At 72.3% G+C, this 20,631-nt stretch carries 21 protein-coding genes; 12 read left to right on the forward strand and 9 right to left on the reverse strand.

Going from position 1 to position 20,631, the window contains the following annotated elements; translation table 11 throughout:
* The first annotated feature begins 263 nt into the window (after positions 1-263).
* Both ACLIBK_RS08325 and ACLIBK_RS08330 read left to right on the forward strand, forming a co-directional pair.
* The gene (locus tag ACLIBK_RS08325) at positions 264-1,169 is read left to right on the forward strand and encodes a DMT family transporter (protein WP_415386780.1); all 906 of its coding nucleotides are present in this window, start codon (positions 264-266) and stop codon (positions 1,167-1,169) included.
* A gap of 247 nt (positions 1,170-1,416) precedes the next feature.
* Complete coding sequence (locus ACLIBK_RS08330; RefSeq protein ID WP_415386781.1) at positions 1,417-2,196, forward strand: TerC family protein; 780 nt, start codon at positions 1,417-1,419, stop codon at positions 2,194-2,196.
* On the opposite strand, the gene ACLIBK_RS08335 is transcribed toward ACLIBK_RS08330, so the two are convergent.
* On the reverse strand, positions 2,138-2,935 hold the full coding sequence (locus ACLIBK_RS08335) for an SDR family NAD(P)-dependent oxidoreductase (RefSeq protein WP_415386782.1): 798 nt from the start codon (positions 2,933-2,935) through the stop codon (positions 2,138-2,140). The genes ACLIBK_RS08330 and ACLIBK_RS08335 overlap by 59 nt on opposite strands.
* 16 nt (positions 2,936-2,951) lie before the next feature.
* Positions 2,952-3,647, reverse strand: a complete 696-nt coding sequence (locus ACLIBK_RS08340) for a YggS family pyridoxal phosphate-dependent enzyme (protein WP_415386783.1) — start codon at positions 3,645-3,647, stop codon at positions 2,952-2,954.
* An 87-nt stretch (positions 3,648-3,734) separates the two neighbouring features.
* Here ACLIBK_RS08340 and ACLIBK_RS08345 point away from each other — a divergent pair, with 87 nt between their 5' ends.
* The 5 genes from ACLIBK_RS08345 to ACLIBK_RS08365 all read left to right on the forward strand — a co-directional run bounded on the left by ACLIBK_RS08345 (position 3,735) and on the right by ACLIBK_RS08365 (position 8,056).
* Entirely contained in the window at positions 3,735-4,343 is a 609-nt protein-coding gene (locus ACLIBK_RS08345; protein ID WP_415386784.1) for a thiamine phosphate synthase, read from the forward strand.
* Positions 4,344-4,476: 133 nt separating this feature from the next.
* Entirely contained in the window at positions 4,477-5,841 is a 1,365-nt protein-coding gene (locus ACLIBK_RS08350; protein WP_415386785.1) for a porin, read from the forward strand.
* A 123-nt stretch (positions 5,842-5,964) separates the two neighbouring features.
* Positions 5,965-6,492 (forward strand): DUF3576 domain-containing protein, encoded by a 528-nt coding sequence (locus ACLIBK_RS08355; protein WP_415386786.1) that lies wholly within the window; start codon positions 5,965-5,967, stop codon positions 6,490-6,492.
* Positions 6,493-6,617: 125 nt separating this feature from the next.
* A complete protein-coding gene (gene secB, locus ACLIBK_RS08360) occupies positions 6,618-7,118 on the forward strand; it encodes a protein-export chaperone SecB (RefSeq protein WP_415386787.1) in 501 nt (166 codons plus the stop codon).
* 527 nt (positions 7,119-7,645) lie between these two features.
* Positions 7,646-8,056 carry a MarR family winged helix-turn-helix transcriptional regulator gene (locus tag ACLIBK_RS08365; protein ID WP_415386788.1) on the forward strand — a complete coding sequence of 137 codons (411 nt, stop codon included), beginning with the start codon at positions 7,646-7,648 and terminating at the stop codon, positions 8,054-8,056.
* 112 nt (positions 8,057-8,168) lie between these two features.
* Here ACLIBK_RS08365 and ACLIBK_RS08370 read toward each other — a convergent pair whose 3' ends face one another.
* From ACLIBK_RS08370 to ACLIBK_RS08395, 6 genes are read right to left on the reverse strand one after another with little or no spacing between them, the layout of a single operon-like run.
* Complete coding sequence (locus tag ACLIBK_RS08370) at positions 8,169-9,839, reverse strand: ABC transporter ATP-binding protein (RefSeq protein ID WP_415386789.1); 1,671 nt, start codon at positions 9,837-9,839, stop codon at positions 8,169-8,171.
* Positions 9,839-10,876 (reverse strand): ABC transporter permease, encoded by a 1,038-nt coding sequence (locus ACLIBK_RS08375; RefSeq protein WP_415386790.1) that lies wholly within the window; start codon positions 10,874-10,876, stop codon positions 9,839-9,841. Before ACLIBK_RS08375 ends, ACLIBK_RS08370 begins: the two co-directional genes overlap by 1 nt.
* Positions 10,873-11,973 (reverse strand): microcin C ABC transporter permease YejB, encoded by a 1,101-nt coding sequence (locus ACLIBK_RS08380; RefSeq protein WP_415386791.1) that lies wholly within the window; start codon positions 11,971-11,973, stop codon positions 10,873-10,875. The genes ACLIBK_RS08375 and ACLIBK_RS08380 overlap by 4 nt, the downstream gene beginning before the upstream one ends.
* Before the next feature lie 4 nt (positions 11,974-11,977).
* A complete protein-coding gene (locus ACLIBK_RS08385; protein ID WP_415386792.1) occupies positions 11,978-13,852 on the reverse strand; it encodes an extracellular solute-binding protein in 1,875 nt (624 codons plus the stop codon).
* Between the two features lie 31 nt (positions 13,853-13,883).
* Positions 13,884-14,666 (reverse strand): inositol monophosphatase family protein, encoded by a 783-nt coding sequence (locus ACLIBK_RS08390; protein WP_415386793.1) that lies wholly within the window; start codon positions 14,664-14,666, stop codon positions 13,884-13,886.
* Complete coding sequence (locus ACLIBK_RS08395) at positions 14,666-15,202, reverse strand: c-type cytochrome (protein ID WP_415386794.1); 537 nt, start codon at positions 15,200-15,202, stop codon at positions 14,666-14,668. The genes ACLIBK_RS08390 and ACLIBK_RS08395 overlap by 1 nt, the downstream gene beginning before the upstream one ends.
* Before the next feature lie 124 nt (positions 15,203-15,326).
* Between ACLIBK_RS08395 and ACLIBK_RS08400 the strand changes: the two genes are divergently transcribed.
* From ACLIBK_RS08400 to ACLIBK_RS08420, 5 genes are all read left to right on the forward strand, one after another.
* Positions 15,327-16,094, forward strand: coding sequence for a 3-deoxy-manno-octulosonate cytidylyltransferase (locus tag ACLIBK_RS08400; protein ID WP_415386795.1), 768 nt, complete (start codon positions 15,327-15,329; stop codon positions 16,092-16,094).
* Complete coding sequence (locus ACLIBK_RS08405) at positions 16,091-16,951, forward strand: prephenate dehydratase (RefSeq protein ID WP_415386796.1); 861 nt, start codon at positions 16,091-16,093, stop codon at positions 16,949-16,951. The genes ACLIBK_RS08400 and ACLIBK_RS08405 overlap by 4 nt, the downstream gene beginning before the upstream one ends.
* A gap of 150 nt (positions 16,952-17,101) precedes the next feature.
* Positions 17,102-18,199 (forward strand): TRAP transporter substrate-binding protein, encoded by a 1,098-nt coding sequence (locus ACLIBK_RS08410; RefSeq protein ID WP_415386797.1) that lies wholly within the window; start codon positions 17,102-17,104, stop codon positions 18,197-18,199.
* Between the two features lie 215 nt (positions 18,200-18,414).
* The gene (locus ACLIBK_RS08415; RefSeq protein ID WP_415386798.1) at positions 18,415-19,224 is read left to right on the forward strand and encodes an undecaprenyl-diphosphate phosphatase; all 810 of its coding nucleotides are present in this window, start codon (positions 18,415-18,417) and stop codon (positions 19,222-19,224) included.
* Between the two features lie 62 nt (positions 19,225-19,286).
* Positions 19,287-19,856 carry a hypothetical protein gene (locus ACLIBK_RS08420; protein ID WP_415386799.1) on the forward strand — a complete coding sequence of 190 codons (570 nt, stop codon included), beginning with the start codon at positions 19,287-19,289 and terminating at the stop codon, positions 19,854-19,856.
* A gap of 110 nt (positions 19,857-19,966) precedes the next feature.
* Here ACLIBK_RS08420 and ACLIBK_RS08425 read toward each other — a convergent pair whose 3' ends face one another.
* A complete protein-coding gene (locus ACLIBK_RS08425) occupies positions 19,967-20,623 on the reverse strand; it encodes a CoA transferase subunit B (protein WP_415386800.1) in 657 nt (218 codons plus the stop codon).
* Positions 20,624-20,631: the final 8 nt, after the last annotated feature.

A 20,631-nucleotide genomic window follows, 5' to 3' on the forward strand; every position in this document is an offset into this window, starting at 1 on the left:
CGATCCACCGCCCCAGCCCGGCCCGCGCCGCCGTTTCGCGCCGCTGCCGGGCACGCGCCACCCGCCGGGTTGCCCCTGGTCGTGAAACCGGACACCAGGGCCGCGATGGAACCCCGCCCGCCACCACGCCCCGCCGTTTCGCACCTGCGCGGCCGGCCGGTTCCGCCCTTCCCACATCCGCACCGCCGGCCCGGCCCGCCGCGCCCCGCAGCCCCGCATCGGCAGAGCCCGCCCCGCGCCGCCCCACACCGGCACCGCCCGCCGTGCCGGCCGCCGACCCCTGGCGCCGCGCCGTGACGCTGTCGGGCTGGCCGCTGTGGTGGCGGCTGCTGCTGATCTCCGCCCTTTGGGGCGCGGGCTTTCCGCTGGTGCGGATTGCGGCCGCTGCCATGCCGCCCTTTGCCCTGGCCTTCGGCCGGGCGCTGCTGGCGGTGCTGGCGGTGCTGCTCTGGGCCTGGTTCGCCGGTGCCCTGCGCGGCGGCTATCCCCGCGCCATGCTGCGGCATGCGCTGGTGCTGGGCACCACCAATGGCTGGCTGCCCAACGTGCTGACGGCGATCGCGCTGGTTACCCTCGGCTCGGCGCAAGCGGCGCTGATCCAGTCGGCCTCGCCGCTGATGGTGGCCGCCGCCGCCGCAGTGCTGCTGCCGCACGAAAGGCTCGGCCCGGCCGGGCTGGCGGGGCTGCTGCTGGGGGTGGCGGGGCTGGCGATCATCCTGGGCCCGGCCAGCTTCGGTGCCGGGGCCGACCCGCTGGGCGGGTTGCTGATGCTGGCGGCCGCCGCCTCCTATGCCGCGGGCAACCTGTACACGCGGGTGGTGCTGCCGGGAAACGCGGCGCAGCTGGCGCTGGGCCAGCAGGCCGTGTCCGCCCTGGGCGCCGGCGCGCTGATGCTGGGGGTCGAGGGCACGGCCGGCCTGGAACAGCCCGCCTTCATCTGGGCCACCCTGGCAGCCCTGGCGGTGCTGGCCTCCGCCCTGCCGGTGACGCTGTTCGTGGCCCTGGCGCAGCGGGCGCGGGCCACGGATTCCGCCATGACCGGCTTCCTGCAGCCGGTCTTCGCCGCCGTGCTCGGGGCCGTGCTGCTGGCGGAATGGCCGCAGGCGCATGTGCTGGCCGGCGGCGCGGTGATCCTGGCCGGCGTTTGGCTCGCCACCCGCCGCCGGTGAACCGCCCCGCGCCGTTGCCGCTCCGCGCTGCCGCGCTGCCGTGACCCTCGCGGCCCGGTCACCTGCCCGCGCGTCAATGGCCCTCCTTCCGCGGCACAAGATGTTACGCGCGCGTCGCCACCGGCCGTCGCTCCGCCCCTACCTTCCTGGCTGCCCCGGCCCCATATCATGAACTTCATGTAATCTTCGGCATCCCTTCACCCGGCACGAACCCTGCCGGGCCGAACCCGCGAAAGGCCCACGCCGCATGGACACCGAGATCGTCATAGCCCTCCTCGCCCTGATCGGCATGGAGGTCGTGCTCGGCATCGACAACCTCGTGTTCATCGCGATCCTGACCAACCGGCTGCCACCGGAACGGCGGCGCTCGGCCCGGCTGATCGGGCTGGGGCTGGCGGTGGGGCTGCGCCTGGTGATGCTGGCGGGCGTGGGCTGGCTGATCACCCTGACGCAGCCGCTGTTCAACGTTCTCGGCCAGGACGTGTCGGGCAAGGACCTGATCCTGCTGGCCGGCGGCCTGTTCCTGATCGGCAAGGCGGTGATCGAGATCCATCACCGCGTCGACCCCAACGCCAAGGAGGAAACCAGCGCGGCCAACGCCGTCACCGCCGCCTTCGGCCCCACCGTGTTGCAGATCGTGCTGATCGACATGGTGTTCAGCGTGGACAGCATCCTGGCCGCGGTGGGCCTGACGGACGTGATCTGGGTGATCGTGGTGGCCATCCTGGTGTCGGTCACGGTGATGCTGCTGTCGATGGATGCCCTTTCCAACTTCATGGAAAAGAACCCGACCGTGGTGATGCTGGCCCTGGCCTTCCTGGTGATGATCGGGATGGTGCTGGTGGCCGAGGGCCTGCACGTCCACGTGCCCAAGGGCTTCATCTACGTCGCCATGGCCTTTGCCGCGGCGGTGGAAGGGCTCAACGTGGTGGCGCGCCGCTCGGGGGAGCGGCGCCGGGCGGCGGCGCCTACGCTTCCCGCCGCGGCCGCGGCCCCGAACCCTGGGCCTTCGACGGCAGCACGCTGAGCCAGCGCGGCGGCAGCGCCCCCGCGAGCCGCGCCGCGAGATAGAGCGGCAGCGGAAAGGCCACCCGGGGCTTGCCCCGGGCGAGCCCCGCCAGGGCGCGGCGCGCCGCGTCCTCCGGCGTCATCAGCCCCGGCATGGGGAAGTCGTTTCCCGCCGTCATCGGCGTGGAGATGTAGCCCGGGCACAGCGCGTGCAGCCGCACCCCGCCGCGCCGGGCCGTGGCGTCCGTGGCCTCGGCCCAGCGCTGCAGCGCCGCCTTGGAGGCGCAATAGGCCGGCGCCCCCGGCGCCGCCACGAAGGCGGCCACCGAGGCCACCACCGCGATCCGTCCGCGCACCCCGTCCGGCCCCGGCGGCTGGAGTCGCATGGCGGCCAGGGCGGGCAGGGCAGTGTTCAGCGCCCCGGTCAGGTTGACGGCGAAGATGTCGCGGGCCTGGTCCGCGGGCTCCACCGCGCCGCCCGAGCCGGCCGACACCCCGGCATTGGCGATCAGCAGCGCCAGCGGCCCGGCCGCTGCCACCCAGGCTTCGCAGGCCGCGGCGTCGCGCACGTCGAAGCAGGCTTCCCGCACCTCCGCGCCGGCCGCGCGGCAGGCTTCCGCCGCCCCCGCCAGCCGCGTGGCATCGCGCCCCGACAGGTGCAGCACCCGCCCGGGCGCGGCCAGTTCCCGCGCCAGCGCCGCCCCGAAGCCGGACGAGGCGCCGGTGATCGCCACGCTGCGCCAGGGGCCGGTTGCCACGGGATGCGCGCTCCGCTCAGGCCGGGGAAGGGCGGTGGCCGAAGATGGCGGTGCCGACGCGGACATGCGTGGCCCCCTGGGCGATGGCCGCCTCGAAATCGCCGCTCATGCCCATGGACAGGGTGGGCAGCCCGTGCCGTGCCGCCAGCTCCGCCAGAAAGGCGAAATGCGGCGTGGGGTCGGCCTCGGCGGGCGGGATGCACATCAGCCCCGACACCTGCAGGCCGTGCTCGTCGCGGCAGCGGCGCAGGAAGTCCTCCGCCTCCGCCCGCGCCACCCCGGCCTTCTGCGGCTCGTCGCCCGTGTTGACCTGCACCAGCAGCTCCGGCTGCCGGCCCTCGCGCGCCACCGCCGCGGCGATCGCCGCCGCCAGGCTGGGCCGGTCCAGGCTCTCAATCACGTCGAACAGCCGCACCGCGTCGCGCGCCTTGTTGCTCTGCAACGCCCCGATCAGGTGCAGCCGCAGCGCCGGATGGGCGGCGCGCAGCGCGGGGAACTTGTTCTGCGCTTCCTGCACGCGGTTCTCGCCGAAGCGCCATTGGCCGGCGGCGAGCGCTTCCGCCACACTCTCCGCGGGATGCGTCTTGCTCACCGCCACCAGCGCCACCGAATCGGCGGGGCGTCCGGCGCGGGCGCAGGCCGCGGCGACCCGGTCCAGCACGCGGGCGAGGGCGGAAGAAACGTTGGATTCGGCGGTGCTGGCGGTGTTCATGGGCGGCAGGGAGATAATGCGCTGCGTTCCCCGGCGATAGAAGCCGCCGCGAATCGCCTGCGCCCGCTGCCCCGCACGCGGCGCCCGGTGCCGCGCCTGTGGCTGCTGTCCGACCCGCATCGCCTGCCCGACCCGCGCGGCGCCGCCCGAACGCTGCCCCGCGGCAGCGCCGTGCTGGCGCGCGACGTGCCCCCCGCGGTGCTGCGCAGCCTCGCGCGGCTGTGCCGGCAGCGCGGGCTGCGGCTGCTGGTCAGCGGCGACGGCCGCGCGGCGCTGGCCGCCGGGGCGGGGCTGCACCTGCCCGACCGCCGCCGCACCGCCGGGCTGCTGCCCTTCCTGTTGCACCGCCGCCACGCCGGGGCCGCGCCCCCCCTGCTCAGCGTCGCGGCGCATGGCCGGGCCGGCCTGGCGCGGGCCCGCCGCCTCGGCGCCGATTCGGTGCTGCTGTCCCCGGCCTTTCCCACCGCCAGCCATCCCGGCGCGCCCGCGCTGGGGCCGCTGCGCTGGGCGGCGCTGGCGCGGCGCGCCGGCTGCCCCGCCGTCGCCCTGGGCGGCATCACCGGCCGCAGCGCCCGCCGCCTGCCGATCCGGGCCGCCGGGCTGGCCGCCATCACGGCCCTGTGTCGTGACCGCCACAGTGTCTCGCGGATGTCGCGTGTATCGGTCCGCAACCATTGCCCGTCGCGAACGGGCTGAACCATAGTCGCCTCGGGCCTGGACCGGGCGACTGCATCCCAGCGGTGCATTCTTCCTGGGTCCCCTGAGGAGGGGGCGGGTGGGCCAAGGGAAATGGCCGGGCGTTCCGCCCGGTGCGTAGGAGGAATTAGGGATGCGTAAGCTTCTACTGGGCACCACCGCCGTTGCGGCCTCGGCGCTCTTCGCGCCGCACGACGCCCTCGCGCAGGCGGCCGACCCGTTCCTGCCGGCGGGTCCGCCGATGATGTCGCAGCGCGCGCTGGAAGTTCGCGTCGGCGGCTACTTCCGCTTCAACTACTCCTTCACCGACCAGGACCGCGCCAACGCCAACGGCCGCCCCGGCCCGGTGGCCGCCGGCGCCCCGGCCGGCCCGCTGCAGACCGCCAACATCGGCAAGTCTGACTTCTCCTCCGACGCCGAGATCCACATCACCGCCAACGGCAAGGCCGCCAACGGCCTGCGTTACGGCGTGGCGATCGAGCTGCAGGTGGACATCAACGACGGCTCCTTCTCCCCCGTGCAGGGCAGCGGCCGCAACAGCTCCAACAAGACCAACATCAACACCGACGAGATGTGGATGTTCGTGGCCGGTGACTTCGGCCAGATCCGCTTCGGCGACAAGGACGGCATCCTCAACCTGATCCAGTCCGGTCACGTCGCGAACTTCGGCACCGGCGGCGCCGACGGCGACTACTACGACCAGCAGATCGGCTTCGGCCGCGTCGGCACCAGCTACACCGTGGACCTGGGTGACAGCACCAAGGTCACCTACCTGTCGCCGCAGTTCTTCGGCTTCGACTTCGGCGCCTCCTTCGCCTTCAACACGGGCGAGGGCGAGGACACCGGCTGTATCCTCGACTACGCGTCGGCCGCCTGCGACCGCGCCAACGGCTACAGCGGCGCGCCCCGTCGCCGCAACGAGACCCAGCTGGGCGTTCGCTGGCGCGGCTCCTTCGGCGGCGTCGGCCTGAGCGCCACCGGCGGCATCGTGCTGGCCGACCCGACCAAGGTCACCGCCGCCAGCTCGACCGGCGCCGTGACGGCCCAGTCCGCCATGCCGATCCGCACCGGCTATGCCGGCGTCTCGGCCACCGCCTTCGGCTTCCTGATCGGCGGCGAGTACTACTGGGGCCAGTCCAACACCACCTACACGCCCCTGCAGCGCGGCGGCCTGAACAACGGCACCGCGATCCCCGACACCCACCGCATGAGCCAGTTCTTCGCCGGCGTGTCCTACACGCTGGACGCGCTGACGGTGGGCGCCAACTGGTCCGACAGCACCACCGCCGGCGTGCAGACCATCAACGCCGCCCGGCACCAGTACGCCTGGTCCGTGGGCGCCACCTACCGTGTCGCCCCCGGCCTGGAGCTGGTGGCCGAGTACGTGAAGGCCGGCGTGCGCGAGCGCGGCTACGACCTGGTGAACGCCACCCGCGGTGGCGGCAACAACAGCATCACCACCGACCAGGTGCTGGTGGGCACGCGCATCGCCTTCTGATCGCGCGGCGCAGTCCGAAGGGAAGGGGCGGCGGGGCAACCTGCCGCCCCTTTTCGCATGGAAGGGGCGGCCGCATCCCCGCCCCCTTGCGCGACGGGCCGCCGCTTCTATGGTGCCGGCGCCATGCGACACATCCGCCTTGCCGTTCTGCTGCTTCCTCTCGCCATCGCCGCCTGCGGCCAGGGGCGCACGGTGGACAACAGCGAATACGGCGACAGCAGCCGCCGTTCCCGCGTCAGCGGCCGCCTGGGCGGCTCCGACGGCATCCTGCTGCTGGGCACCGACCGCTCCGGCCGCTCCGGCGACGGCAGCGAGGCCGGCGGCGCCGGGCTGGGCGTCAACGCCTACCTGTGGCGCGCCACGCTGGACACGCTCTCCTTCATGCCGCTCTCCTCGGCCGATCCCTTCGGCGGCGTGGTGATCACCGACTGGTATTCGCCCCCTGCCGCCCAGGGCGAGCGCTTCCGCGCCACCGCCTATATCCTGGGCCGCCAGCTCCGCTCCGACGGGGTGCGGGTGTCCGTGTTCCGCCAGGAACTGCGCAACGGCAGCTGGCAGGACGCCCCCGTGGCCGCTTCCACCAACACCGAGCTGGAAGACAAGGTGCTGTCCCGCGCCCGCGAGCTGCGGAGCCAGACCGCTTCCCGCTGAGCCGCGCCGGCGCGTCCGCCGGGCCGGCGCGTTTCGCCCATCGCGGTGCCGGCACGACCCTTCCGGACCCGCCGGCCGCCGTGCTACCGCCCCCGCCCCATCCCTGAACCGAACACAGGTCCCCCATGTCCGATCCGACCATGGCCGCCAACGGCAACGGCGCGGCGAATGCCGCTCCCCAGGGACCCCTGGTGGTCAACCTGCAATACGTGAAGGACCTGTCCTTCGAGGTCCCCGGCGCGCCGGACGTCTTCACCAGCCTGCGCGAACAGCCCCGCATCGACATCGCGCTCGACGTCCAGGCGCGGCCGCTGCAGGAAGGTGGCAACGTGTTCGAGGTGGCGCTGCAGATTCGCTGCGACGCCAAGGCCGGCGAAACCACCGCTTTTATCGCCGAGCTCGTGTATTGCGGCATCTTCACCGTGAACGTGCCGCCCGAGAGCCTGGAGCCGGTGCTGTTGGTGGAATGCCCGCGGCTGCTGTTTCCCTTCGCCCGCAACATCCTGGCCGATGCCACGCGCGAAGGCGGCTTCATGCCCGTGCTGCTGACGCCGATCGACTTCGTCGCCCTGTGGCAGTCCCGCCGCGGCAATGCCGGGCTGGACGCGCCGGTCGCCCAGGCCTGAGCCACCGGGCGCGGGCCGGCACACGGCCCGCGCCGGATGCGTCCCGCCCCGGACGCATCCCGTTGCAGACGCCCGCGGAGGGGGCGCATCCACCTCCGGCCGCACCGCAAGCCTGACCGGCGCAGCACGTGCCCTCCTCGCAGGCCACCCAGGCCCTTCGCAACCGCTGCGAGCGGCATCAAGGTCATCCCATTGCGGTGAAGTTACGGTTCGTCGTTGGACGCAGCGCATGCTTGCATGGGATAGAGACGCTTCCCCCGCATGCAGTCGATTCGGCCGCATCCGCGGTAATGCCCTGCAAGGGGCCAAATAATCCCGCGCGTCGATGCGCGTCCGGCATGGTTCCTGCTTCTGCAGGCCTGCCAGGCCGGGTCGACCTCCGGGCAGGGTAGAAACGAAACAGAAAGGTCGGTTGCGTCGTTGGGCTCGTGCGGCCGGATCAATGCCGGGCGGCACTGCCTGCGACGGGGAGCGATGCGCGACTCCCTCGGGGAGCGCCCGTGGCATGAACAAGGATTGTGAATGAGATGGCAGTGAAGATGAGTGCGGACGAACTGGTGGAAACGCTGCGGGACACGATCGTCGCGATGGTGCGGCGAGACGGCCCGGACCTTTCGGCCCGGCAACTCGGTGTCTTCCTGACCACCTACCTCGCCGAAGGCCCCCACACCGTGCGCGGCCTGGCGGCCGGGCTGAACGTGTCCAAGCCTGCCATCACCCGCGCTCTCGACCGCCTGGGCGAGCTCGACCTGACGCGCCGCAAGACCGACCCGCAGGACCGCCGCTCCGTGCTGGTGCAGCGCACGCCCAAGGGCAGCGCGCTGCTGCGCGAACTGTCCTCCATCATGGGCGAGGCGGCGCGCGACGCGCAGGGCCCTGTGGCCACCGGCGAGGTCGCCAACACCGATTCGCGCCCGCGCCAGGCCGTGGCGGGCTGATCGAGGCCGGCGCGGCCACGAGGGCCGCGCCCAGTCGTCCAGGACCGGTGCGGGGAACGGCTTCGCCGCCCCGCCCCGGACCGGGCGGTTTCCCGTCTTGCCCGCCCGCGCCTCAGGCCGGCGGCGGTGGGGCGTCCAGCGCAGCGGCCATCAGCAGCCGCGTGTAATCCTGCTGCGGCGCCGCCATCACCTCCGCGGTGTTGCCGGCCTCCACGATCTTGCCCTCCTTCATCACCACGATGCGATGCGCCAGGGCGCGCACGACGCGCAGGTCGTGGCTGATGAAAAGATAGGCCAGGCCGTGCCGCGCCTGCAGCGCGCGCAGCAGCTCCACGATCTGCGCCTGCACCGACACGTCCAGCGCCGAGGTCGGCTCGTCCAGCACCAGCAGCCGGGGATGCAGGATCAGCGCCCGCGAGATCGAGATGCGCTGCCGCTGCCCGCCGGAAAACTCGTGCGGGTAGCGTTCCCCCATCGAGGCATCCAGCCCGACCTCGGCCAACGTTGCAGCCACCCGTTCCCGCCGTTCCCGCGCCGAGAGCGACGGCTCATGCACCGTCAGCCCTTCGCCCACGATCTCCGCCACCGTCATGCGCGGCGACAGGCTGCCGAAAGGGTCCTGGAACACCACCTGCATGCTCCGCCGCAGCGGGCGCAGTTGCCGCCGCGACAGCCCGTCGATGCGCTGGCCCTCCAGCCGCACCTCGCCCCGGCCCTGTTCCAGCTGCAGCAGCGCGAGTCCCAAGGTGGTCTTGCCGCTGCCGCTCTCGCCCACCACGCCCAGGGTTTCGCCGCGCCGGACGTTCAGCGACACGCCGTCCACCGCCCGCACCTCCGACACCACCCGGCGCAGCACGCCGCGACGCACGGGAAAGGACACGCGCAGGTCGCGCACATCCAGCACGGTGTCGGCGGCCTCGGGCGGCGGCGGCGCGGTGCCGCGCGGCTGCGCGCCCAGCAGCATGCGCGTGTAGGGATGCGACGGGCGGCTCAGCACCTCCGCCACCGTGCCGCTCTCCACCGCCTCGCCGCCGCGCATCACCACCACGCGGTCGGCATGCTTGCGCACCACCGACAGGTCGTGGGTGATCAGCAGCATCGCCATGTTGCCGTCGCGCTTCAACCCGTCCAGCAGCTCCAGGATCTGCGCCTGGATGGTGACGTCCAGCGCGGTGGTGGGCTCGTCCGCGATCAGCAGCCGGGGGTCGTTGGCCAGGGCGATGGCGATCATCACCCGCTGCCGCTGCCCGCCCGAGAGCTGGTGCGGAAAGGCGTCCAGCCGGTCGCCCAGCACCGCCAGCCCGGCGCGCAGCAGCAGCCGCTTCACCTCCGCGCGCAGGGCGCCGCCGCGCAGCGGCCGGTGCAGGGTGATGGCCTCCGCCACCTGCCGCCCGATCGTGTGCAGCGGGTTCAGCGAGGTCATGGGTTCCTGGAACACCATCCCCGCCGCCCCGCCGCGCAACTGCCGCAGCGCCGCGTCGCCAGCCGCCAGTACGTCCACGCCACCCAGCCGGATTCGCCCGGTGGGATTGCTGCCGCCCACGGTCAGCAGCCGCAGGCAGGAGAGGGCGGTGACGCTCTTGCCGCTGCCGCTCTCGCCCACCAGCGCCAGGGTTTCGCCGGCGGCCACGGAGAAGGAGATGTTGCGCACGACCTCGCGGCCGCGAAAGGCGACGCTGAGGTCCTCGACCTCCAGCACCGGCACCGACGACGGGGCGGCGGGCGGCCCGGACGGCGTCGGGGGCGCCCCAGTGGTCGCCGGGAATGGCGGCACGGGCGGCATCAGCGGCCTCCTCCGGGAAGCTTGCGGGGATCGAAGGCGTCGCGCACGGCTTCGCCGATAAAGATCAGCAGGGTGAGCGTGCCGCCCAGCACCGCGAAGGCCGTGGCGGCCAGCCAGGGCGCCTGCAGGTTGTTCTTGCTCTGCGCCACCAGCTCCCCGAGGGAGGGCGAGCCGGGCGGCAATCCGAAGCCCAGGAAGTCCAGGCTGGCCAGCACGGTGACGCTGCCCGACAGGATAAAGGGCAGCAGCGTCAGCGTCGCCACCATGGCGTTGGGCAGGATATGGCGGACCATCAGCCCGAGGTCGGACACGCCCAGCGCCTTGGCGGCGCGCACGTAGTCCAGGTTGCGGCCGCGCAGGAACTCCGCCCGCACCACGCCGGTCAGGCTCATCCAGGAAAACAGCAGCAGGAAGATCAGCAGGGTGGAAAAGCCCGGCTCGATCACGCTGGCCAGGATGATCAGCAGGAAGAGCTGCGGCATGCCCGACCAGACCTCGATGAAGCGCTGCATCGAAAGGTCCACCCAGCCGCCGTAATAGCCCTGCACCGCCCCCGCCGCGATGCCGATGGCGGAGGAGAGCAGCGTCAGCACCAGCCCGAACAGCACGGAGATGCGAAAGCCGTAGATCACCCGCGCCAAAACGTCGCGCGCCTGGTCATCCGTGCCCAGCAGGTTGCGCGCGGAAGGCGGGGAAGGGGCGGGCGTGCCGAGGTCGCGCACCACCGTGTTGAAGGAATAGGGCACGGCCGGCCAGATCGCCCAGCCGCGCTCTTCCACCGCGCGCAGCAGCTCGGGGTCGCGCCAGTCCGCGGCGGTGGGGAAGCCGTCGGACAGGATGTCGCTCTCGGCATATTCGGTGATCACCGGGAAGAACCACTTGCCCTCGACCCGCGCCAGGATCGGCCGGTCATTGGCCAGCACCTCGGCGAAGAGCGTGACCGCGAACAGCGTCCCGAAGATCCACAGCGACCAATACCCACGCCGGTTGGCCCGGAAGTTCGCCAGCCGGCGGCGGTTGAGCGGGCTCAGCGTCAACGGCGGGACTCGAAGTCGATCCGCGGGTCCACCAGCGTGTAGGCGAAGTCGCCCACGATCTGCATCACCAGCCCCAGCAGCGTGAACATGTAGAGCGTGCCGAACATCACCGGGTAGTCGCGGCGGATCGCGCTGTCGAAGCCCAGCAGCCCCAGCCCGTCCAGCGAGAACACGATCTCCACCAGCAGCGCGCCGGTGAACAGGATGCCGATGAACGCGGCCGGAAAGCCCGCGATGATCAGCAGCATCGCGTTGCGCCAGACATGGCCGTAGAGCACGCGCCCCTCGCCGGCGCCCTTGGCTCGCGCGGTCAGCACGTACTGCTTGCCGATCTCCTCCAGAAAGGAGTTCTTGGTCAGCATCACCAACCCGGCGAAGCCGCCGATCACCAGCGCGATCGTCGGCAGCACCATGTGCCAGGCATAGTCCAGCGCGCGCTGCGGAAAGCTCCACAGCTCCGCCCCGGGGGAGAAGAGCCCGCGTGAGGGGAACCACTGCACGAAGGAGCCGCCGGCAAACAGCACCACCAGCAGGATGGCGAAGAGGAAGCCCGGCACGGCGTAGCCGATCAGCACGGCGCCGGAGGTCCAGGCATCGAAGGGCGTGCCGTCGCGCACCGCCTTGCGGATGCCTAGTGGTATCGAGACGAGATAGATGATCAGCGTGCTCCACAGCCCCAGGCTGATCGAGACCGGCAATCGCTCCAGGATCAGGTCCAGCACGGGGCGGCCGCGGAACAGGCTCTGCCCGAGGTCGAAGCGGAGATAGCCGCTCAGCATCTCGCCGAAGCGCTGATAGGCCGGCTTGTCGAAGCCGAAGCTGCGCTCGATGTCGCGCACCAGCGCCGGGTCCAGCCCGCGCGCGCCGCGGTAGGAGGAGGTGCCGGATTCACCGCGCGGCTGCGGCGCCCGGCTCTCGCCGCCGCCCTCGCCGGTGAGCCGTCCCAGGCTGCCCCCCGATCCGCCCGTGCGCAGCTCGGCCAGCAGCTGCTCCACCGGCCCGCCGGGGGCGAACTGGATCACCACGAAGTTGATCAGGATGATGCCGAACAGCGTCGGCACCACCAGCAGCAACCGGCGCAGGAGATAGGCGGCCACGCCGTCAGGCCGGCGAGCGCCGCGCCTCGGCCAGCGCGGCCTCGCGCGCCGGGTCGATCCACCAGGTCTCGAAGCCGATGTTGTAGCGCGGGTTGCGCTCGGGCCGGCCGAACTTGTCCCACCAGGCGATGCGGAAGGCCCGGGAATGCCAGTGCGGCACCACAAAGAAGCCCCAGCTCAGCACGCGGTCCAGCGCCCGGGTGCGTGCCGTCAGCTCCTCGCGGTTCGGCGCGGCCACCACCAGCTCCACGAGGGCGTCCACCACCGGGTCGGTGATGCCGATCGTGTTGCGGCTGCCGGGCTGCGCTGCCTTGGCGGAGGTCCAGAAGTCGCGCTGCTCGTTGCCGGGCGACAGGCTCTGGCCGAACAGCTCCACCGTCATATCGTAGTCGAAGTGGTCCATCCGCACCTGGTACTGCGCCAGATCCACCGTGCGGACGCGCGCCTCCACCCCCAGCCGCGCCAACGACTGCACGTAGGGCAGGGCGATGCGCTCGAAGGTCGCGTCGCTGAGCAGGATTTCGAAGCTCAGCGGCTGCCCCTGCGCGTTCACCAGCCGGCGGTCGCGCACCACCCAGCCCGCTTCGCGCAGCAGGTCCAGCGCGCGGCGCGTCTCGTTGCGGTTGTTGCCGGACCCGTCGGTGACCGGCAGGCGGAAGGGCTCGGTGAACAGCCGCGCCGGCAGCTTGTCGCGGAACCCTTCCAGGATCTCCTTCTCGCGCCCTTCCGGCAGGCCGGTGGCGGCGAAATCCGAGTTCGCGAAATAAGAGGTCGTGCGCGCATAGGAATCGAAGAACAGGTTGCGGTTCATCCACTCGAAGTCGAAGACCAGCCCCAGCGCTTCCCGGGTGCGCGCGTCGGCGAAAACCGGGCGGCGCAGGTTCATCGCGAAGCCCTGCATCCCCGCCGGCAACTCGTGCCGCAACTCGTCGCGCTTCACCCAGCCGCGGCGCACCGCGGGAAAGTCGTAGGCCGTGGCCCAGTTCCGCGCGACGTTCTCCTGGCGGAAGTCGGTCTGCCCAGCCTTGAAGGCCTCGAAGGCCACGGTGGCGTCGCGGAAATACTCGTAGCGGATCACGTCCACGTTGCGGGTGCCGCGCATGGTCGGCAGGTCGCGCGCCCAGTAATCCGGCACCCGGCGGAACACGGCGGAGCGCCCGGCCTCGAAGCGCTCCAGCCTGTAGGGACCGGAGCCCAGCGGCACTTCCAGGTTGGGCTGCGCGAAGTCGCGCCCTTCCCACCAGTGCTTCGGCAGCACCGGCAACTGCCCGAGGATCTGCGCCAGTTCCCGATTCTCGTCCGTGCGGAAGCGGAACACCACGCGGCGCGGCGTTTCCGCCACCGCCTCGGCCACGTCGCCGTAGTAGTTGCGGTAGCGCGGGTGCCCGTGTTCCAGCAGCGTCCGGAAGGTCCAGGCGACGTCTTCGGTGGTGATCGGCCGGCCATCGTGCCAGCGCACGCCCTCCCGCAGCTCGAAGGCGCACCAGCGGTTGTCGGCCGGCAGCTCGATCACCCCCGCCAAGTGGCCATAGGCCGCCGAAGCCTCGTCGGGGGAATCGCTCAGCAGCGTGTCGAACAGCAGCCCGATGCCCACCGCCGGCGTGCCGCGCAGGATAAAGGGGTTGAAGCTGTCAAAGGAACCCAGCGCGGTCTGCGCCACCTCGCCGCCCTTGGGCGCGTCCGGGTTCACCCAGGGATAGTGCGTGAAATCCGCCGGCAGGGCTGGTTCGCCCAGCAGCGACAGGGCGTGCACCCGCCGGGTGGCCGCTGCGGCGGCAGGGGTAGCTGCGGGCGCCGCCCCCTGGGCCAGCGCGGGCCGCGGCAGGGCGGGGATCGCCGCGGCGGCGAGGGAAGCGGTGAACAGGTCTCGGCGGAGCATGACCCCAGGATGGAGGTTGCGGCGCGAAGCCTCAACCACCTCGCAGCACGCGCCCGACCGGGGCCAGCAGCGCCGGGTCGCCCACGGCCAGCACGGTGCCGTCGCCGTCCAGCGCCAGGGGGGCGCCGTTCCAGTCCCGCACCGCGCCGCCGGCGCCTTCCACCACGGGAACCAGCGCCGCCCAGTCCCAGGGCTTCATGGTGCTGTCCACCACCACGTCCACCAGCCCCAGCGCCAACAGGCCGTAGCTGTAGCAGTCGCCGCCCCAGGTGGTGCGGCGCACGCCGGCCACCAGCGCGTCGCGCGCGGCGACTTCCTCGGCGCGGAAGATGGCGGGGCTGGTGCAGCTCAGCTCCGCCGCGTCCAGGGTGGGGCAGGGGCGGCAGCCGACCCGGCCGGGAAAGGGCCCGACGAAGCGCGTCGCCTCGCCCGACACGCCGATCCAGCGCTCCCCCGTGACGGGCTGGTCGATCACCCCCAGCACCGGGCGGCCGCGATGCAGCAGCCCGATCAGCGTCCCGAAGAGCGGCCGTCCCGTGACGAAGGCGCGCGTGCCGTCGATCGGGTCCAGCACCCAGACCCATTCGGCTTCGGGACGGACGGCGCCGTGCTCCTCGCCGATTACGCCGTGGTCAGGGAATTCTTCCAGCAGTGCATCGCGCAGCGCCAGCTCGGCGGCGCGGTCGGCCTCGGTGACGGGGCTCGAATCGCCCTTGGCCTCGACGAGGAGGGCGGAGCGGAACAGGGGGCGGATGATCGCCCCCGCGCGGTCCGCGGCAGCCTCGGCGGCCGCCACGAAACCGTCGGGCAGCATCAGGGCAGCGGCGCCGGGGTGGGCGCCAGCGTGCGCAGATAAGCGATCACGTCCGCCCGCTGCGCCGCGCTGCTCAGCCCGGCAAAGGCCATGCGCGTGCCCGGCATCGCCTTGGCGGGGGCGGTGATGAAGGTGTTGATCGCCTCGTAGTCCCAGGCGTGCTCGTGCCGCGCCTTGTTGGCGGCGGAATAGTTGAAGCCCTCGATGTTGGCGTGCAGGCGGTTGACGATCCCGTACAGGTTGGGTCCGACGCCGTTGCGGCCGTTGTTCTCGAAGACGTGGCAGGCGCCGCACTGGCGCTGCGCCAGGGTGCGGCCATTGTCGGCATTGGCCGCGGCCAGCAGCGGCGCGATCGGCTCCACCGTGAAGGGCGCCGCGGCGGCAGCCTCCGTCGGCGGCGGCGCGTCGCCCACCTGGATGGCGCTCTGTTCCAGCCGTTCCGGGCGCACCACCACGCTGCTGATGAAGCCCGATACCATGAACACGATCCCGGCCGTCAGTACGGCCGCGAATGCCTTGTTAGCCTCCAGGCTCATCGGCCCTGTTCCATCCTCGATCGACGTGACCTGGAAACGCACGCGGCAGCCGCGGTTTGCGCGCCTCCGCGGCCTCCACTAGAAGCGGCCGGACCATAGTCACACGACGGCGGTCCCACAACCCGTGCGCCCCCTGATCCTGATCCCCTGCCGGCTGGCCTCCACCCGGCTGCCGGGCAAGCCGCTCGCCCCCATTGCCGGGCGGCCGATGATCCTGCACGTGCTGGACCGCGCGCGGGAGGCCGCCATCGGTCCCGCCGCGGTGGCCAGTGGCGACGACGCCATCACGCAAGCCGTGCGCGCCGACGGCGGCACCGCGATCCCCGTGCCCGAGGACCTGCCCAGCGGCACCGACCGCATCCACCGCGCTCTGCTGGCGCTCGACCCGGGCGGCGAACACGACGTGATCGTGAACCTGCAGGGCGACCTGCCCACCATCCCGCCGGCCCTGTTGCGCGCCGTGCTGGCCCCCCTGGCCGACCCTTCGGTGGAGATCGCCACCCTGGTCGCCCCGATCACCTCCGCGGAGGAGGCCGCCGCGCCCAGCGTGGTGAAATGCGCCTGCGCCTTTCCCGAAGGCGTCGAGGTGGCGCCGGCCCTCTACTTCTCCCGCGCCGCCATCCCCTCGGGGGAAGGGCCGCTCTGGCACCACATCGGCGTCTACGCCTATCGCCGCGCCGCCCTGGAACGCTTCGTCGCCCTGCCAGCCAGCCCGCTGGAAGAGCGCGAGAAACTGGAACAACTGCGAGCCCTGGAGGCCGGAATGCGCATCGCCGTGGCACGGGTGGACCACGCCCCCTTCGGGGTGGACACCCCCGCCGACCTCGAACGCGCCCGCGCTGCCCTCGAAGGCGCCAGCGCCGCGATGGCGGGGCAGGGGACGGCGGCGTGAGCAACACCATCGCCTTCCAGGGCATGCCCGGCGCCTATTCTGACCTGGCCTGCCGCGCCGCCTATCCCGGCTGGACCACGCTGCCCTCGCCCTCCTTCGAGGCCGCCATCGTGGCGGTGCGCGAGGGCCGCGCCGACCTCGCCATGCTGCCCTGCGAGAACAGCCTCGCCGGCCGCGTCCCTGACATTCACCGCCTGCTGCCCGGTTCCGGCCTGCACGTCGTGGGCGAGCATTTCGAGCGGGTGGAGCACTGCCTGCTCGCGCCCCCGGGCGCCAGCATGCGGACGCTGCGGCGCCTGCACAGCCACCCCGTGGCGCTGGGCCAGGTGCTGAACCTGATCCGCGACACCGGCCTGACCCCGGTGATCGAGGCCGACACCGCCGGCTCCGCCGAACTCATCGCCGCCCGCGGCGGGGTGGAGGACGCCGCCGTGGCCTCCTCCCTCGCCGCCGAGATCTACGGGCTGGAAATCCTGCGCCGCAACGTCGAGGACGAGGCGCACAACACCACCCGCTTCTACGTCATGTCGCGCGAACCGGCCGACCCGCCGGCATCGGTGGCGGACTGCGTCACCACCTTCGTGTTCCGCACCCGCTCCGTGCCGGCAGCGCTGTACAAGGCGCTGGGCGGCTTCGCCACCAACGGCGTGAACATGACCAAGCTCGAATCCTACATGATGGACGGGCATTTCGAGGCCGTGCAGTTCCTCTGCGACGTGGACGGCCGCGCCAACAGCCCCGCCCTGGCCCGCGCCTTCGAGGAACTGCGCTTCTTCTCGCGCGAGATGCGCGTGCTCGGCACCTATCCCGCCCATGCCTACCGCCTGGAACAGGGCGGCACCGCCGGCACGGACTGACCTGGGCCCTATCCGGCGCCTCCTCCCGAGCCGCGTCGGGCAGCCCGTCCGGTGCCCGGCATCACGCCCCGGCCTGCACCCCGTCTTGCACCCCCGGGCGCATCGCGTACTGAATGCGCCCAACCGCACGTTCCTGAGAGGAAACCGCCCATGAACCGCCGCGCCATGCTCGGCGCCACGGCCGCCGCCGCGCCCGTCGCCCTCGCAAACCTGGCCACCCCCGCCATCGCCCAGACCAGCCCGGAAGTCCGCTGGCGGATGCCGTCCTCCTTCCCGAAGAACCTCGACATCCTCTACTCCACGCCCGAGCGCATCGCCGCCCGCGTGGCGCAGCTGACCGACAACCGCTTCCAGATCCGCGTCTTCGGCGCCGGCGAGATCGTCCCCGCCCTGCAGGTGCTGGACGCCGTGCAGGCGGGCACGGTGGAGGCCTGCCACACCGCCTCCTACTACTTCACCGGCAAGGACCCCTCCTTCGCCTTCTTCACCGCCTTTCCCTTCGGCCTGAACGCCCGGCAGATGAGCGCCTGGTTCCGCTACGGCGGTGGCAACGAGCTCGCGAACGAGCTGTTCGGCGACTACAACATCGTGGGCTTCACCGCCGGCGACACCGGCGCCCAGATGGGCGGCTGGTTCCGCAAGGAAATCCGCACGGTCGAGGAAGTGCGCGGCCTGAAGTTCCGCATCGCCGGCTTCGCGGGCGAGGTCTTCGCCAAGATGGGCGCCGTGCCGACGCAGGTCGCGGCCTCCGACATCTACCCCTCGCTGGAACGCGGCACGCTGGACGCGGTGGAGTTCGTCGGCCCCTACGACGACGAGAAGCTCGGCCTGTTCCGCGTCGCCCCCTACTACTACTTCCCCGGCTTCTGGGAGCCCGGCGCGCGGCTGCACGCCATGGTCAACACCCGCTCCTGGGCGGCGCTGCCCGACACCTACAAGCACGCCTTCCAGGTCGCCTGCGCCGAGGCCGACCAGGACATGACCGCGCGCTACGACCACAACAACCCGCAGGCGCTGCGCCGCCTGATCGCCGGCGGCGCGCAGCTGCGCCCCTGGTCGCGCCCGATCATGGAGGCCGCCTGGCGCGCGGCGGGCCAGGTGAACGAGGAAGCTGCGGCCAAGAACCCGCGCTTCAAGAAGATCCTGGAATCCTACATGAAGTACCGCGACGAGGAGTATCAGTGGTTCCGCGTCGCCGAGAACTCCTTCGACAACTTCGCCTTCACCGCGGGCCAGACCGTCCGCTGAACCGCCGCGCGCCCTGGGCTCTTCCCGGCCCGGGGCGCGTCGCCCGCCCGTCCGCGCCCGGACGTTGCGACCTCCTGACGCGCCGCAACCGCGCGGTTTCGCCACCCCGGCCCGGCTCGCCGCCGCGCCCATCCCGCCACCCGACCGCGGCCCTCGTCGCCCGTCGCGGCGCGTGATAGGGGCCGCCCCGCGCTCCGCAGGGAACACCGGACATCATGGACATTGCCGCCCTCCTCCCCGCCTTGCTGATGGGCATCCTGGAAGGGCTGACCGAGTTCCTGCCGGTTTCCTCCACCGGCCACCTGATCCTGCTGGGCGAGGCCATCGGCTTCCAGGGCCCGCCGGAAAAGACCTTCGAGATCGGCATCCAGCTCGGCGCCATCCTGGCCGTGACCTGGGCCTACCGGCACGACCTCGTGGCCATCCTCACCGGCATGTGGCGGCCCAACACCGTGGAGCGCTTCGTGGCGATGAACCTGCTGCTGGCCTTCCTGCCGGCGCTGGTGATCGGCGCCACGCTGCACAGCACCGTGACCCAGCTGCTGTTCAACCCCACCGTGGTCTGCTGGGCCCTGATCCTGGGCGGCATCGCCCTGATCCTGATCGAGCGCCTGCGCCCCACCCCCACCATCGGCTCCATCGCCGAGGTCGGCCCCCTGGCCGCCGTGCTGGTGGGCTTCGGCCAGGTGCTGGCCATGATCCCCGGCACCAGCCGCTCGGGGGCCACCATCATCGCCGCCCTGCTGCTGGGGGTGGAACGGCGCGCCGCCGCCGAGTTCTCCTTCCTGCTGGCCATCCCCACCATGGCCGCCGCCACCGCCTACAGCCTGTACAAGGCGCGCGACGCGCTGCACGTCGCCGATCTCGGCCAGATCGGGGTCGGCTTCGTCACGGCCTTCGTGGTGGCGCTGATCGTGGTGCGCACCATGCTGCGGGTGATCAACCGCATCGGCTTCGCACCCTTCGGCTGGTACCGGATCGTGGTCGGCGCCGGCATGCTGGTCTGGCTCTACACGCGGCAGTAGTGTTCCCTCCCGTAGGGAACAACGCGGCGCTGCACGCCGTCCCGCCGGAGAGGAAAACCACGATGCCCCGCATCCCCCTGCTCGGCGCCTGCGCCCTGCTCCTGCTCCCCGCCGCGGCGGGGGCGCAGTCCTGGCCCAATTCGGTGGGCATCCAGGGGGACGTGATCGCCGGCGCGGTGGCGCCCTTCGACCGCCTCTACGCCGCCCAGCCGCGTGAGGTCGCCGCCGCCCCGGGCCGCGCCGCCATCGGCCCTGGCCGTGCCCCCGTGCCGATCCTGGACTGGACGCCGCCACCGCCCGTGACCGCGGCCCCGATCCCCGCGCCGCGCCGCGCCCCCGCCCGCCGGGCGGTGCGCCGCGCCCCGGCCGCCACGCCCGTCGCGGCCCCCGCCGCCAACACGCAATGGCTGGAACGCCGGCTGGCCGACCGCGAACGGCAGCTGGAGCAGCTGCGGCAACAGGTGGAACAGGACCGGCAAACCCTGCGCGGCCAGAACACCGGCGCGACCGTCGCTCCGGCACCCGCTTCCCCGGCACCCGCCGCGGCCTTGCCGAGCCCGGCGGTGCCCGCCCCCGTGGCGCCGCGGGTCGCCCCGCCAACCGCCCCGTTCACGCCCATCCCGACGCGCTGACGGCCGGGCAGGGACCCCGCCCGCCGCCCAGGGAGCGCGGTGGGCCGCCCACCCCGGCACCCTCGCCCCGCCGCGCGGGAAACGCCTGCTGAGACGCTTCCCGGGGCCGTTCAGGCGGCCGCGAGTTCCGGCGACACCTCGTAATTCGCCTCGGTCTTGCGGCGCAGCTCCTCGGGCGTCACGCCCGGGGCCAGCTCCACCAGCGTCATGCGCCCGGCGGCCTTGTCGATGCTGAACACCGCCAGCTCCGTCACCACCATGTCCACCACCCCCGCGCCGGTCAGCGGCAGGTTGCAGCGGTGCAGCAGCTTCGGGGCGTCGCCCTTGGCCGTGTGCTCCATCAGCACCACCACGCGCTTCACGCCGGCCACCAGGTCCATCGCCCCGCCCATCCCCTTCACCATCTTGCCGGGGATCATCCAGTTCGCGAGGTCGCCATTCTCCGCCACCTGCAGCGCGCCCAGGATGGACAGGTCGATATGCCCGCCGCGGATCATCGCGAAGGAGGTCGCGCTGTCGAAGAAGGAGGTGGTCGGCAGCACCGACACGGTCTGCTTGCCGGCATTGATCAGGTCGGCATCCTCCTCGCCCTCGAAGGGGAAGGGACCGATGCCGAGCATGCCGTTTTCGCTCTGCAGCTGCACCTGCATCCCGGCGGGGACATGGTTGGCCACCAGCGTCGGGATGCCGATCCCGAGGTTGACGTAGAAGCCGTCCTGCAGTTCGCGCGCGGCGCGCGCGGCCATCTGGTCACGGGTCCAGGGCATGTTCTCGC

The sequence above is a fragment of the Roseomonas sp. BN140053 genome (assembly GCF_047690175.1).
In the GTDB taxonomy this organism is placed as follows: Bacteria; Pseudomonadota; Alphaproteobacteria; order Acetobacterales; family Acetobacteraceae; genus Roseomonas.

Excerpts from the sequence above, each read along its gene's own strand:
- ACLIBK_RS08330 (WP_415386781.1), top strand. The coding sequence starts at position 1,417 with ATGGACACCGAGATCGTCATAGCCCTCCTCGCCCTGATCGGCATGGAG.
- ACLIBK_RS08340 (WP_415386783.1), bottom strand. The coding sequence starts at position 3,647 with ATGAACACCGCCAGCACCGCCGAATCCAACGTTTCTTCCGCCCTCGCC.
- ACLIBK_RS08350 (WP_415386785.1), top strand. The coding sequence starts at position 4,477 with ATGCGTAAGCTTCTACTGGGCACCACCGCCGTTGCGGCCTCGGCGCTC.
- ACLIBK_RS08355 (WP_415386786.1), top strand. The coding sequence starts at position 5,965 with ATGCGACACATCCGCCTTGCCGTTCTGCTGCTTCCTCTCGCCATCGCC.
- secB (WP_415386787.1), top strand. The coding sequence starts at position 6,618 with ATGTCCGATCCGACCATGGCCGCCAACGGCAACGGCGCGGCGAATGCC.
- ACLIBK_RS08365 (WP_415386788.1), top strand. The coding sequence starts at position 7,646 with ATGGCAGTGAAGATGAGTGCGGACGAACTGGTGGAAACGCTGCGGGAC.
- ACLIBK_RS08370 (WP_415386789.1), bottom strand. The coding sequence starts at position 9,839 with ATGCCGCCCGTGCCGCCATTCCCGGCGACCACTGGGGCGCCCCCGACG.
- ACLIBK_RS08385 (WP_415386792.1), bottom strand. The coding sequence starts at position 13,852 with ATGCTCCGCCGAGACCTGTTCACCGCTTCCCTCGCCGCCGCGGCGATC.
- ACLIBK_RS08390 (WP_415386793.1), bottom strand. The coding sequence starts at position 14,666 with ATGCTGCCCGACGGTTTCGTGGCGGCCGCCGAGGCTGCCGCGGACCGC.
- ACLIBK_RS08395 (WP_415386794.1), bottom strand. The coding sequence starts at position 15,202 with ATGAGCCTGGAGGCTAACAAGGCATTCGCGGCCGTACTGACGGCCGGG.
- ACLIBK_RS08410 (WP_415386797.1), top strand. The coding sequence starts at position 17,102 with ATGAACCGCCGCGCCATGCTCGGCGCCACGGCCGCCGCCGCGCCCGTC.
- ACLIBK_RS08415 (WP_415386798.1), top strand. The coding sequence starts at position 18,415 with ATGGACATTGCCGCCCTCCTCCCCGCCTTGCTGATGGGCATCCTGGAA.
- ACLIBK_RS08420 (WP_415386799.1), top strand. The coding sequence starts at position 19,287 with ATGCCCCGCATCCCCCTGCTCGGCGCCTGCGCCCTGCTCCTGCTCCCC.
- ACLIBK_RS08425 (WP_415386800.1), bottom strand. The coding sequence starts at position 20,623 with ATGCCCTGGACCCGTGACCAGATGGCCGCGCGCGCCGCGCGCGAACTG.